This window comes from Paenibacillus sp. 11B, from assembly GCF_030487755.1.
GTDB lineage: Bacteria > Bacillota > Bacilli > Paenibacillales > Paenibacillaceae > Paenibacillus > Paenibacillus vandeheii.
In genome coordinates this window covers 1,206,941-1,219,561 of the sequence record NZ_JAUKNS010000001.1, presented here as the reverse complement: position 1 = coordinate 1,219,561, position 12,621 = coordinate 1,206,941, and the positions used below count along the sequence as shown (strand labels likewise).

The window sequence follows — 12,621 nt, the reverse complement described above, 5'->3', positions numbered from 1 at the left end:
AAGTGATCAATACGAATCGTCCGAATCGAAATCCGGTTCTAACAGTCCTTCGCCTTCACGGTTCTCCAGATACTGTCGATATTGCCGATTGCGCACGATGGACACATCATGACCGTAGATATCGGTGGCGACAAAGCTCTCATATGCTTCAACGCATCCCTCGACTTCGTCTGTGGCTTCAATCGCCATAACATCATAACTGTCGATGTCCCGTCCCTCAGCCATGGATGGCGTGTTGGAGGTACCCCAACTTTCAACAATCTGCCACGCATCTTCGCCGTCGAAGCCGTTCTGGTCATCCCGTTCATCCAGGCTTGTGCGGCCAAAGGCCGGAGCGAGGAATTCTTCCTCGACAGGACGATTTTCGGAGACAACGGTTTCGGGTTGATGCTTTTTGCAGTACTTGGTGTAAGGAACAGCTTGCATGCGTTCATAAGAGATGGGCTGCTGACACACGGCACAAATCCCATAATGGCCTTCATTGATGGAATGCAGAGCAGAATCAATGCGCTCCAGTTGAAATTCATCATGCTCCAGCAGCGAAATATCCTTTTCGCGTTCATACAATTCGGTAGCGATATCACCTGGATGGTTATCAATCGGTGATAATTCACCTGTCTGGAGTTTCATGGAGTCACCAAGACCATAATGTTCGTTTTGCTCCAGTCTATGTTCAATATCACGCTTTTCGGTTATCAGTTGGGAACGTAACAATTGCAGTTGTTTGGCAGTGAAATGTGACATCGTTTTCCCCTTTCTGTTCCGTGTGGACTCCGGTTTTTGTCTCTGTTGTAGGATGTACCATTTCGTGCAGAATTACAGAAGGCAAATGTTATCGTTTTTGCCATCCGGACTGCGGCGTACCGCGTCGTGGACGATTTCCAAACAGCTGTGCTACAATGAACAAGTCTGGCGTTAAGCCTGGTATCGTTTGGAAAAGACAAGAACGGAGTGACAAACAAACGTGGTGTATTATATCCTCGCTTTTATCGTATTTTTAGTCGATCAGGGAACGAAGTTCCTAATTGCAACCCGGATGGAACTTAGAGATGAAATTCCGGTGATTGGCAATTTTTTTGTCATCACATCACATCGCAACTCAGGTGCAGCCTTTGGTATTTTGCAGGATCAACGCTGGTTCTTTATTGTGGTTACGCTTGTAGTCGTGGTGGCTTTGGTTTGGTATTTGCAAAAGGTGAAAGATACTCCGCACAAATTGCTGCCCGTGGCGCTTAGTTTGGTGCTGGGGGGAGCCATTGGTAACTTCCTGGATCGGGCTCTGACCGGAGAGGTTGTCGATTTTATCCAGCTTAATTTTGGAAGCTACACGTTTCCCATTTTCAACATAGCCGATTCGGCGATCTGTATCGGTGTGGTACTGATTATTGTGGAAACGCTGCTTGAAGGACGGCGCGAGAAAGCTGCCGCAAAGGTCGAAGGGAATGAACATCATGAGTAAATCGCAAAATGAAGAACAAATTAACGGAGATACGTCAACGCATGACGATGAACTCTTGAATGGCAATGATCGTATGGAATGGACGGTTGCCGCAGAACATAATAGGGAACGAATTGACAAATATATTACAGAATCCATGGATAACGTATCGCGCTCTCAAGTTCAATTGTGGATCGGAGACGGGTTCGTAACGGTGAATGGGGCTAAAGTTAAAGCCAACGCCAAATTATCTGAAGGTGATCTGATAGAGCTTCTGATTCCTGAGCCGACGACTGTGGAGATTATTGCTGAAGACATTCCGCTTGAAGTGGTATATGAAGACAGTGATTTGATCGTTATTAACAAACAGCGTGGCCTGGTTGTACATCCAGCACCAGGGCATACGTCGGGAACACTTGTTAATGCACTGATGTATCACTGTAAAGATCTCTCAGGCATTAACGGCGAGTTACGTCCCGGTATTGTGCATCGGATTGATAAGGACACCTCAGGTCTGATTATGGCTGCCAAAAATGATCGTGCTCATGCCTCGTTGGCCGCTCAGCTCAAAGAGCATAGTGTGAATAGACGATATATTGCACTCGTTCATGGGCATCTTAGTCACGATCAGGGTACGATTGATGCACCGATTGGTCGAGATACCAATGATCGCAAAATGTACACCGTTACAGAGCGGAACAGTAAACATGCGGTCACGCATTTTACTGTCACGGAGCGCATCAATGACTACACGTTATTGGAACTGAAACTGGAGACAGGGCGTACCCACCAGATTCGTGTTCACATGAAGTTCATTGGTCATCCGCTTGTTGGAGATCCGACGTATGGTCGTAATAAAGGGATCAAAATGCAGGGACAGGCTCTGCATGCTGCGATTCTCGGTTTTGTACATCCAACGACCGGAGAATACCTTGAGTTTACAGCGCCGCTTCCGCAGGATATGGAAGATGTTCTGGCCTCACTACGTAGTCGCTGACAGCTCGAGAAAGTACAAATGTTCGGATAATTTGTCCATGGTTTTGAACGCGCAAATGCTTCATATTAAAGTGTAGAAATTTGCGTCAAATGAGGAGATGAACAAAATCATGAGTATCGATAAATATCAGGAAACGTACATTCAGACTAATTTTGCCGACCGTATTGGCGGCTCCAACTATGGTAAAGACACCAACATTTATAAATTCGAGAAAATCAAACGTGCCAAAGCTTCGGCTAAAAAAGATTTTCCTAATGTAGAACTGATTGACCTCGGCGTAGGTGAACCGGACGAGATGGCAGATGCAGGCATCGTAGCTGCATTGGCGGAGCAAGCCTCCAAACCAGAAAACCGTGGTTATGCGGATAACGGTATTCCGGAATTCAAGGAAGCGGCTGCTGCTTACCTGAAAAATGTATTTAATGTAGAGGGTATTGACCCATCAACTGAGATCGTGCATTCCATCGGTTCCAAGCCGGCTTTGGCTATGATGCCTTCCTGCTTCATCAATCCAGGTGATGTAACGATCATGACGGTGCCAGGATATCCGGTTATGGGTACACACACCAAATACCTGGGTGGGGAAGTATTCAACATTCAATTGACCAAGGAGAACAACTTCCTGCCTGACCTGACGGCCATTCCGGAAGATATCGCAAAACGTGCGAAGTTGCTCTATCTGAACTATCCGAATAACCCAACGGGTGCGAGTGCAACGGTGGAGTTCTTTACGGAAGTGGTTGAATGGGCGAAGAAATACAGCGTTGTCGTTGTGCATGATGCTCCATACGCAGCACTGACATATGACGGCAAAAAACCGTTCAGCTTCCTGTCCGTACCTGGTGCGAAGGATGTTGGCGTAGAGCTTCACTCCTTGTCCAAGTCCTACAACATGACAGGCTGGAGAATTGGTTTTGTAGCAGGTAACCCGCTTGTTGTAAAAGCATTCAGCGACGTAAAAGACAACAATGACTCCGGTCAGTTCATCGCGATCCAGAAGGCTGCAGCCTATGGATTGAACCATCCGGAAATCACGGAAAAAATCGCGGAGAAATATTCCCGTCGTCATGACCTGCTGGTAGCTGCACTGAACGAGCTGGGCTTCCAGGCTGAGAAACCTAAAGGTTCCTTCTTCCTGTATGTTGAAGCGCCAAAAGGGATTGTGGGTGGCCGCCGCTTTGAATCCGGCGAAGACTTCTCCCAGTTCCTGATCCGTGAGAAACTGATCTCTTCGGTACCTTGGGATGATGCCGGTAACTTTGTTCGTTTCTCCGTTACCTTTGAAGCTAAAGGGGAAGAAGAAGAGAAACGTGTTATCGCTGAAATTAAACGCCGCCTGAGCGACGTGCAATTCGAATTTTAATTTAAGTTCACATCATCATAATGATGTAGCTAAAAGAGACCGGAAACGGTCTCTTTTTTATGCAAAAAATTATAAATTCTTCCTGTAATCCCTTTACAAAATTATACAAGCAACATATGATTAAATCTTTACGTTATGTATTTAGTCAGAAGTTGCTTTTGAAGGGAGTTATGGAAATTGTTATCATCTCGTACCAATACCGTGTCCACACCTGCTGCAGGAACAGGTAGTACCTTTTCAGGTTTGCTTAAACTGTTGAGGCCGAAACAATGGACCAAAAATTTGCTATTGTTTGCCGCACTGCTTTTCTCTTTTGAGGAAATTCGGACGGAGACCATTCTATCGACTTTGTTAGGTTTTATTTTATTTAGCCTGGTTGCAGGCTGCGTTTATATTTTAAACGATTATGTAGATCGCGACAGAGATCGTCAGCATCCGGTGAAGATGTTCCGTCCCCTTGCTTCTGGACAGGTCAACCCGGCTCACGCTTTGGTATTCGGAGTTCTGCTGCTGATTCTTTCCGTCGGGACAGCCTTTGTGATAAACCCGTTATTCGGAGTGTTATGTATTGTTTATTTCCTATTGAATGTGTCGTATTCATTTGTGCTGAAACATCTCGTTATTTTGGATATGATGACTATTGCGGCTGGATTTGTGCTTCGTGCGATTGCGGGTGGCGTGCTGATTCATGTGCCATTTACGCCGTGGTTCCTCATTTGTACAATGCTGCTGTCCTTGTTCCTGGCTATTGGCAAACGGAGGAATGAACTTACCCTGCTTGAGGGAAATACTGGTTCGCACCGTAAAGTTCTGGATAACTATTCAATTACGTTATTGGATCAGTTTAATACCATTGTCACAACCGCGACCATTATCAGCTATTCGCTTTTTACGTTCACATCCGATCGCACCATTCATTTAATGTGGACGATTCCATTGGTCATATACGGCATGTTCCGCTATCTGTATTTAATTCATATGAAGAACCAGGGTGGTTCGCCAGATCGAGTTCTATTTGAGGACAAGCCTATCTTAATCACGGTCATTTTGTATGTCATCAGTGTTATTTTGATTTTTGCTATTTTTGAATAAAAGTTAGAGTCTGGAAGGTAGAGGGGATCAGGGTGAAAAGCACGAAAGTCGCCATCTTTGATATTGATAAAACGATTATACGCAGAGATTCCATGTTTCAGTTTGTACATTACGGCGTTCGGCGTTACCCGTGGCAGGTATGGAGATTGCCTGTCATTGCATTTCATACCGCGCTGTTCAAGGCAGGTCTGATGAGCGTTGAACGTGTTAAACGTTCCTATTTCAAGAGCATTGAGCGCATGTCCGAAGAAGATCTGGAGCATTTTTTTGATACGCGACTCCGTACTGCCATTTTTGCGGAGGCAAGTGTAGAGATGCAGCATCGTAAGGAAGCCGGTTACCACGTATTACTGGTGACTGCATCTCCGCATGCCTATATGAAATATTTTAAAAACTTCCCTTGGGTGGATCATGTCATAGGTACCGATCTGGTTCGTCACCCGAATGGCTATACCTGTAGGATCGAAGGCAGCAATTGCAAAGGGGATGAGAAGGTTCGCCGAATTCAGGCCTATCTGGATGAGAAAAAGATGGTGATTGATTATGATCAGTCCTGCTCCTATTCCGACTCCTTATCCGATCTTCCAGTGATGCAGTTGGTAAGTCAGCGATACTTTATTAACAAGCGCGTGCCAGAGATGGAGGCATTGTCGTGGGGGAGATAAAAGGGCGCCATACAGGCAAGCTATTGATGTTGGTCTCCGCCTTTCTTACAGCGACGGGCCAACTGTTCTGGAAGTGGGGTCTGACTGAGTGGATCTATTTGGGCATCGGCTTTCTTTGTTATGGACTGGGTGCCATTTTGATGATCAAGGCGTTTGCTTTGGAAAAACTGTCTGTAGCCTATCCTTTGATGTGTGCCAGCTACGTGTTTGCGCTGATCTATGGATATTTTTTGCTAGGAGAAGAAATTACGGTGCAGAAGCTGGCGGCTGTCGTGCTGCTTGGAATCGGGGTGACATTGACCAGTGTTGATCGATAGCTGGATGATTGCTGTACTGATCGCAATGACCCTGTGTGGAGCGATGGGAGGAGCGGGTCTGAAAGCCTACGCCACCAGCCGCAAAAAGCTGCATGTTCTAATAGGGCTTGGATTCTATGGTACAGGTGCGCTGCTGAACATTGTATTGTTAAAATTTCTTCCATTAACGGTTGTACTGCCTGCCAATGCGTTAACGTATGTGTGGACGCTCGTTATTGCGCGGTTGGCATTTAAGGAGAACGTGGGTCCTTTGCGTTGGATAGGTGTCACTTGTATTATGGGCGGGTTGTGTTTATTGGTTTTCTAGAATAATTGAAACTGGATGTGAACGCATGAGATTTTTGGACTACATATTTGTTAATCGCAGAACCAATCGGACGGCATTTTGCCTGTTTGCAGGTTTTGCTCTTTTTTACGGTCTGATGAATGGCCCTTACGTGACGTACATTGCAGATCACGCAGAGCTTCTAGGGTCATACACGCCATTTAGTACGGCGCAGTTCCCACTTAATTTATTTAACTTTGATCCTTCCATGTATTATGGAGCCAACAGTTCTTCGGTTATTCATCCGTTAATTTCATTTCTGGCGGTGACGCTTGAAGCAGGTGCTCAATTACTGGGCGGAAATTGGTTCTTTCTTATCCTGCAGTCGCTTGTGAATGCGGGCTCGGTTGTGCTGGTATTTCTGTTCTTGAATCAAAAAGATAAACAAAGCACGACACCGTTACTTTTCGCTTTATTATTCGGTTTTAGCTCCTATCTGATGTTTACTGCATTGATTCCGGACTCCTATCCGTATGTACAGTTTGTTATCCTGTTCTCTGTGCTGTACATGCAATACACCCGTGAACGCAAAGATGTCCGTTACATCCCGAATGCGCTGCTGGCATCCATCAACTTCGGATTGACGTCGACCAACATTGTACCATTTGCGGCCGCCATGTTTTTCAATTTGCGGACGTGGCGTAACAAGTCGGGTTGGAAAAAGTATATCGGAATCATGGCGCTGGCCGTTGCTTTCATCGTAGTATTGACAGGGATTCAGTACATCGCGTTTGGCGGTCGCAGTTGGGTCAGCAATTGGTTGCTCGGTATTCAAAATGGGGGAACAAGCTATGCCACTCCATTCCAGTTCGCAGTTCATTGGAAGGCTCTAAGCTTGCTAACGATTAATCCGATGCTGTCACCGAAAGTTCATTTGCTGGACCCGGGCATGGTAGCGTTTGTAACGGACCTGTCCCGTTCCAATCCGATCTATGTGCAGCTCACGGGGATTTTTATCCTGTTGCTAGCGCTCACTGGGTTTATTAAGGGCATCCGTGAACGGGAAGTGTGGACTCTTGCGCCATACATTCTGTTTGCATTTGTACTTCATATCGTTGTTGGTTTCGGGCTGGCGGTATTTCAATACGATATGTACCTGTACGCAGGACACTATCTGTTTGCGTTTTTCCTCCTCGGTGGGGGCTTTGTCATCGGTCTTCGTCAGGGGCTGGGGAAAAAAGTGTTAATAGGCTTGATTATGCTATGTATTCTCGTTACTGCAGTCAACAATACCTATCGTCATGTAGAAACATTAACAACGATTAAGCAGTCCTATGTTCAATTGGAACAGGAACGTACAGTGAAATAATCAGACATTTTAATTATTCTATACAAAGAGACAAGGCCATTGGATTTACAGTCCAATGGTCTTGTCTCTTTGAGCATGATTCATTCGGTATGTGCAGGTTGGTTTAAAAACAAAAGACCCTCTGCATTCATGACACAGAGGGTCGCTCGGACGATTTAAGCAATAATTTTGGTCTTCTTGGCATTCTCGGCTGAACGTTTGGTGAGACTGCTGAGTGGACGTTTCAAAGCGAGGGCAACAATGAGACTCAGTGCGATGAACATGCATAACCACAGAATATCCTTGATGGCCGTCGACCACAAGATGCCGCCGACCGACTCACGCAGCAGACTGATCGCATACGTGAAGGGCATGAACGGATTCAATGCCTGGAAAAAGGGCGATGTCATGCTGATCGGGAATGTACCGCCCGAGCTGGAGAACTGGAACACCATGAAGATGATGGCGATCCCTTTGCCGATATTCCCAAAAACGGACAGCAGGGTGTACGTTATGGTGACAAACACGGCACTCACCAGCATGGCAAACAGGACAAACCACAGCTTATCTGCGACGTATGTTCCGAGAATCAGGATGTCTCCCAGGCTGACACATACCGCTTGAAGCAATCCGATGGTCAGAAAAGTACCAAGACGTCCGAGATACAACTCATATCCCCTGAACTTGCCTTCTGGATTTTCAGCTTCGGCACGAAGCAGGGAAATCAGCAGCGTTGAACCGACCCACAAGGACAGCACGCCATAAAATGGTGACATGGCCGATCCATAATTCGGAATCGGGTAAAGCTGCTGTTCCTTGATTTGTACTGGACTTGCAAGGAAAGCACTTTCTTCTTCAATGTCTCCGCGCAAAAGCTTGGCGAGTTCGGCAAACTGGTTATTGCCTTCCACTTCCCTAAGCTTGTCTGCAGCCTTGCTGATAGCACTTTCCAATGCGGGCAGGTCATCACGTACAAGCGTGGCAACACGATGTACTCCTTTTTCGACCTCTGGCAGCTGGTTCTGTACAAAATCGGATGCCTTGCCGATCTGTTTCTCGGCATTAGGCAGATCGTTCCGAACAAAATCAGCTGCTTCGTTCAGCTTGATTCCCAGCTTGGGCAGATCGTTCCGAATTAATGAAGACACCGTGTTCAAAGCTTGGATAAAGCCTTCACTTTTGTTCGCGAGTGTCTCCGATATTTCATGGATCTTAGATTGTATCTGAGGCAGTTCGCTCTGGATTTTCGTCAACTCGGTCTGCCCAAACGTAATCCCTTCTTTGGCTGACGCAAGAATGTCCTTAATATCCGGAATTCGATCTCTGGCCCCCTGTAGTGCATCTGCTGAAGTGGAGAGGATAGACCTGAGTTTATCCGCACCAGCCGCAAGTGCAGGTGATATTTCGCTATCGTAGGTGTTCAGGATATTGCCAATGCCGCTGCTAATGTCCTTGGAGAGGGCATTTAACTGAGCGATGACGTCTGCAGGCGGAGTTGTATTGCGACGCATCGCATCACTGATGATCCCAGCCAGGCGGATTTGCAGCTGAAGTTTATCAGAAATGGTGTTCAGTTGCGTTATTTTATCGCTCAGTGGATGGCTAGGAAGCAAATTGTTGATTTTGCTGAGTAATTCCGCCATACTGTCAACGAGTTTTACCGCAATCCCCAAGCGGGCAGCGATCCGGTCCAGATCTTCTGGTGTCGGCAGCTTGTTAAGATCCGTATTTTGCAGTTGCCCAAATACATCTCCTGCAGCGTTTGCGATTTGCTGCACCAGCAGCAGGTTTTGCCGGATCGCCGGGCCTATAGCCTGAAACGCTTCTTCACTGGAATCTACAAACTTATTCAAGCCTTCGGCCAGCTCAATCCCGTTACCAGCGATTTGGGATACTTTGTCCAGATCTTGCTCTGCGGCGGTTACGATAGACAGAGCTTTGTCGGTTTTGTCCAGGGCCGTTTGAATCACACCTGATACCTGACCAAAGTTTGCATCCACTTCCCGAATACGTTCTACGGCTTTTTGAATATCGGGAATCCGTCCCTGAATAGCCAACACCTCGGATGCCGCATCATTAATTTGTGGCCAATACTCCTGCACCTTGAGCACATACTGTGCGGCTTCATTAATTTCGGGCAGTTTTTTTTCGATTTCGACGATCTTTTGAGCATCTTTGACAATACCAGGCATGGCTTTTTCCACTTCCAGTACCTTTTGACCTGCGGACTGTATAGCCGGAAGATTTTTCTCCAGCGTGAAAATGCCATTCTCCATCTTGCGCAAAGTTGGAAGCTGGGCATTGATTTCAACTCCGGCTTCCTTCAACTTGGTTAGAACAGCCTGACTGACGGCTTCAGTAAAATTTTCATTGATTTGTGTTGTTATCGCAGATACACCGGAGCCTGTGATTTTTGGAGCAATGGCATTAACCTTCTCATTAACGGTATAGATTACCTCTGGGCGCTCCAGCTTCCCGTCAACAATGCCTGTAATTTTGGATGAAAAGTCCTCGGGAACGAGTAGGCTTGCATAATACTCTCCGGTTTGCACACCCCGTTCAGCCTCAGCCTGATTGACAAAAGTCCATCCCAGTTTTTCATTCTGTTTCAGGCTGGATACCAGTTCGTCCCCGATATTGACGCTGGTTCCCGCAACAGTCGCACCTTTGTCCTCGGTTGTCACCGCAATTTTGATCCCTTGGGTGTTACTGTACGGGTCCCAGACAGATTTTACGTTAACCCAGTCATACACTCCCGGCAGTAAAATAATAGCCACAATTAGAAATATACCTGTGGGAACCTTCAAAATATGTAACCAGTCTGTTTTGTAAATGTGCCAAATGTGACGCATAACTTCCTCCTAAATGTAAATAAATGTAGATCTTATCTTATTTCTATGTCGCATATTTGTAAATCCTTATGTATATCGGCTTTATTGCAGCTTCAATGAATTGTTTCATGTTTATAAACTTTACCCATTTCACAGCGTACTAATGCAGAGCCTTTATGTATTCCGTGTTTCTGGACGTTGAACTCTAGAATTTGAAGATATGGATTACATTAAATATGTTATTAAAACTTAAGGCAGTTAAGGCTAAACTCACCGAATGTTTTAAAAGGGAGGGCTCTGTCTCCACGTTGAAAATAGTCGGAGGATTATTTTGGCGGTAATATTCTCCTTAATTTCTTATGGATAAATATACAGTTTTATTGTATAATTATGAATAACGAATGAGATGTGATGTGTTTGGATGTTTTTCAGCCGAACTGCTGATTCTAATAGGAATACAGTAGAGGAATTTCGCCTGTGATGTTGAGGTGTTGACAGGGAGTTGTCTTTCTGTCATAATTCATGAAGATAAACGGACATATTGAATACAGAACCCTGTGAGGTCCTGCAATATGAACGACATGAATAGCACCTTTAAATCAGTCCCGTGAGACTGGCAAGGTAACGTGAACGATACATCGTTTTTTTGCTGCGGCAAATGAAGCGATGCATCCCGAGAGTAAACTTTCTTCAGAGCGGTCTGAAGTTCGGAGACTCCTTGCCAATAAACACGGCAAGGAGTCTTTTTTGTTCTCCTCGTCACGGGGCCATGATCTGAAAGGTAAATCCTGAGGAGGCTGAACGCATGAGCACAGAGACACATGTCATTATGGATGAAACCGCGATCCGCCGCGCATTAACACGGATTGCCCATGAGATTTTGGAAAAAAACAAAGGCATTGAGGGCTGTGTACTGATCGGTATTCGAACACGGGGTGTATACCTAGCAGAACGGATTGCCGCCAAGATTGAAGAAATCGAAGGTACACCGATCCCTTGGGGAGAGCTCGATGTGACCCCTTATCGCGATGATCGCTTGGATGAAAATAAAGCGAATCGCAAGGAACTGTTGACGATGACCCCTGAATCACTTTCGATTCATAACAAAAAAGTGATTTTGTTCGATGATGTGCTCTATACCGGACGGACGATTCGCGCAGCGATGGATGCCCTGATGGACTGTGGAAGACCACAGAACATTCAGCTGGCAGTTCTCGCGGATCGTGGACACCGGGAACTTCCGATTCGACCTGATTTTATCGGCAAGAATGTACCGACTTCCAAATCAGAGGAGATCGAGGTTGCACTCATCGAAACGGACGGAACGGACGAGGTCAAAATCATTCAGAACCGGGGGGAACAGGCATGATGATTACACAACCTGCATTGAAGGACCGGAGCTTGCTTGGCCTTAAGGAACTTAGTCGTGATGAGATCGAATCCATTCTGAACAGAGCAGCACACTGGGAAGCCCAGAAGGAGAAGCTGGTTCCAGTACTGGAATCGCACTTTGTAGCCAACATGTTCTTCGAGAACAGCACGCGCACTCGCTTCTCGTTTGAGATGGCTGAGAAACGTCTGGGTGCACAAGTGCTGAACTTCACGGCGGCTGCATCAAGTGTGGAGAAAGGTGAATCCATCTATGATACGGTACGCACACTGGAGTCCATGGGCATTGACGCTGGGGTAATCCGCTTGAAACCATCGGGTGTTTTACAACAACTGGCTCAGAAAGTAAATGTTCCACTGGTGAATGCCGGAGATGGGAATAACGAGCATCCTACACAAGCGCTGCTGGATCTCTACACGATGCGGAAGGCATTTGGTGAACTGAAAGGTTTGCGTGTGTCGATCATCGGAGACATCCTGCACAGCCGGGTAGCCCGCTCCAATCTGTGGGCACTGCAAAAGTTTGGTGCGGATGTGCGCTTCTGTTCGCCGCAAACGATGCAGGCACCGGAGCTCGCAGAACACGCGCCTTATGTTGGTCTGGAAGAAGCACTCGATGCGGATGTAGTCATGATGCTAAGAGTTCAACTGGAACGTCATAAACACGGCCTGATTACTTCGGCTGAGGATTATCGCGAACACTATGGATTGACGGAAGAACGGGCGTCACGCCTGAAACCAAGTACCATTATCATGCACCCTGCTCCTGTGAACCGCAATGTCGAGGTAGATGACGCGGTAGTGGAGAGCGCAGCATCGCGGATCTTCCCGCAGATGACTAACGGTGTTCCGATCCGCATGGCGGTCATGGAACGCGCGATGAAACTGTAACAGGGTCTGGCTGTGGGTCATAGGC

The 12,621-nt window shown here is 46.5% G+C and carries 12 protein-coding genes; 10 read left to right on the top strand and 2 right to left on the bottom strand.

The window, feature by feature from the left end:
- Positions 1 to 6 precede the first annotated feature (6 nt).
- Complete coding sequence (locus Q0V21_RS05415) at positions 7 to 744, bottom strand: TraR/DksA C4-type zinc finger protein (RefSeq protein ID WP_301877904.1); 738 nt, start codon at positions 742 to 744, stop codon at positions 7 to 9.
- Between the two features lie 220 nt (positions 745 to 964).
- Here Q0V21_RS05415 and lspA point away from each other — a divergent pair, with 220 nt between their 5' ends.
- From lspA to Q0V21_RS05375, 8 genes are all read left to right on the top strand, one after another.
- Entirely contained in the window at positions 965 to 1,459 is a 495-nt protein-coding gene (gene lspA / locus Q0V21_RS05410; RefSeq protein WP_024628399.1) for a signal peptidase II, read from the top strand.
- Positions 1,452 to 2,435: an RluA family pseudouridine synthase gene (locus Q0V21_RS05405; RefSeq protein ID WP_301877902.1), complete on the top strand. Its 984-nt coding sequence runs from the start codon at positions 1,452 to 1,454 to the stop codon at positions 2,433 to 2,435. Before lspA ends, Q0V21_RS05405 begins: the two co-directional genes overlap by 8 nt.
- A 109-nt stretch (positions 2,436 to 2,544) precedes the next feature.
- Positions 2,545 to 3,798 (top strand): LL-diaminopimelate aminotransferase, encoded by a 1,254-nt coding sequence (locus Q0V21_RS05400; protein WP_024628397.1) that lies wholly within the window; start codon positions 2,545 to 2,547, stop codon positions 3,796 to 3,798.
- Between the two features lie 177 nt (positions 3,799 to 3,975).
- Entirely contained in the window at positions 3,976 to 4,890 is a 915-nt protein-coding gene (locus tag Q0V21_RS05395; protein WP_443145505.1) for a decaprenyl-phosphate phosphoribosyltransferase, read from the top strand.
- Between the two features lie 32 nt (positions 4,891 to 4,922).
- Positions 4,923 to 5,555 (top strand): HAD family hydrolase, encoded by a 633-nt coding sequence (locus tag Q0V21_RS05390; protein WP_024628395.1) that lies wholly within the window; start codon positions 4,923 to 4,925, stop codon positions 5,553 to 5,555.
- 26 nt (positions 5,556 to 5,581) lie between these two features.
- Positions 5,582 to 5,872: an EamA family transporter gene (locus tag Q0V21_RS05385; protein ID WP_090810048.1), complete on the top strand. Its 291-nt coding sequence runs from the start codon at positions 5,582 to 5,584 to the stop codon at positions 5,870 to 5,872.
- Positions 5,859 to 6,179, top strand: a complete 321-nt coding sequence (locus Q0V21_RS05380) for an EamA family transporter (RefSeq protein WP_301877901.1) — start codon at positions 5,859 to 5,861, stop codon at positions 6,177 to 6,179. Before Q0V21_RS05385 ends, Q0V21_RS05380 begins: the two co-directional genes overlap by 14 nt.
- 25 nt (positions 6,180 to 6,204) lie before the next feature.
- Positions 6,205 to 7,506, top strand: a complete 1,302-nt coding sequence (locus Q0V21_RS05375; protein ID WP_301877900.1) for a DUF6080 domain-containing protein — start codon at positions 6,205 to 6,207, stop codon at positions 7,504 to 7,506.
- Between the two features lie 155 nt (positions 7,507 to 7,661).
- On the opposite strand, the gene Q0V21_RS05370 is transcribed toward Q0V21_RS05375, so the two are convergent.
- A complete protein-coding gene (locus tag Q0V21_RS05370; RefSeq protein WP_301877899.1) occupies positions 7,662 to 10,337 on the bottom strand; it encodes a YhgE/Pip domain-containing protein in 2,676 nt (891 codons plus the stop codon).
- A gap of 784 nt (positions 10,338 to 11,121) precedes the next feature.
- Between Q0V21_RS05370 and pyrR the strand changes: the two genes are divergently transcribed.
- Entirely contained in the window at positions 11,122 to 11,685 is a 564-nt protein-coding gene (gene pyrR / locus Q0V21_RS05365; protein WP_024631223.1) for a bifunctional pyr operon transcriptional regulator/uracil phosphoribosyltransferase PyrR, read from the top strand.
- Positions 11,685 to 12,596 carry an aspartate carbamoyltransferase catalytic subunit gene (locus Q0V21_RS05360; protein WP_301878419.1) on the top strand — a complete coding sequence of 304 codons (912 nt, stop codon included), beginning with the start codon at positions 11,685 to 11,687 and terminating at the stop codon, positions 12,594 to 12,596. The genes pyrR and Q0V21_RS05360 overlap by 1 nt, the downstream gene beginning before the upstream one ends.
- Positions 12,597 to 12,621 lie beyond the last annotated feature (25 nt).

Bases quoted from the DNA above. Each gene is read 5' to 3' on its own strand.
- Q0V21_RS05415 (WP_301877904.1), bottom strand. From the start codon at position 744: ATGTCACATTTCACTGCCAAACAACTGCAATTGTTACGTTCCCAACTG.
- Q0V21_RS05405 (WP_301877902.1), top strand. From the start codon at position 1,452: ATGAGTAAATCGCAAAATGAAGAACAAATTAACGGAGATACGTCAACG.
- Q0V21_RS05400 (WP_024628397.1), top strand. From the start codon at position 2,545: ATGAGTATCGATAAATATCAGGAAACGTACATTCAGACTAATTTTGCC.
- Q0V21_RS05385 (WP_090810048.1), top strand. From the start codon at position 5,582: ATGTTGGTCTCCGCCTTTCTTACAGCGACGGGCCAACTGTTCTGGAAG.
- Q0V21_RS05375 (WP_301877900.1), top strand. From the start codon at position 6,205: ATGAGATTTTTGGACTACATATTTGTTAATCGCAGAACCAATCGGACG.
- Q0V21_RS05370 (WP_301877899.1), bottom strand. From the start codon at position 10,337: ATGCGTCACATTTGGCACATTTACAAAACAGACTGGTTACATATTTTG.
- pyrR (WP_024631223.1), top strand. From the start codon at position 11,122: ATGAGCACAGAGACACATGTCATTATGGATGAAACCGCGATCCGCCGC.
- Q0V21_RS05360 (WP_301878419.1), top strand. From the start codon at position 11,685: ATGATTACACAACCTGCATTGAAGGACCGGAGCTTGCTTGGCCTTAAG.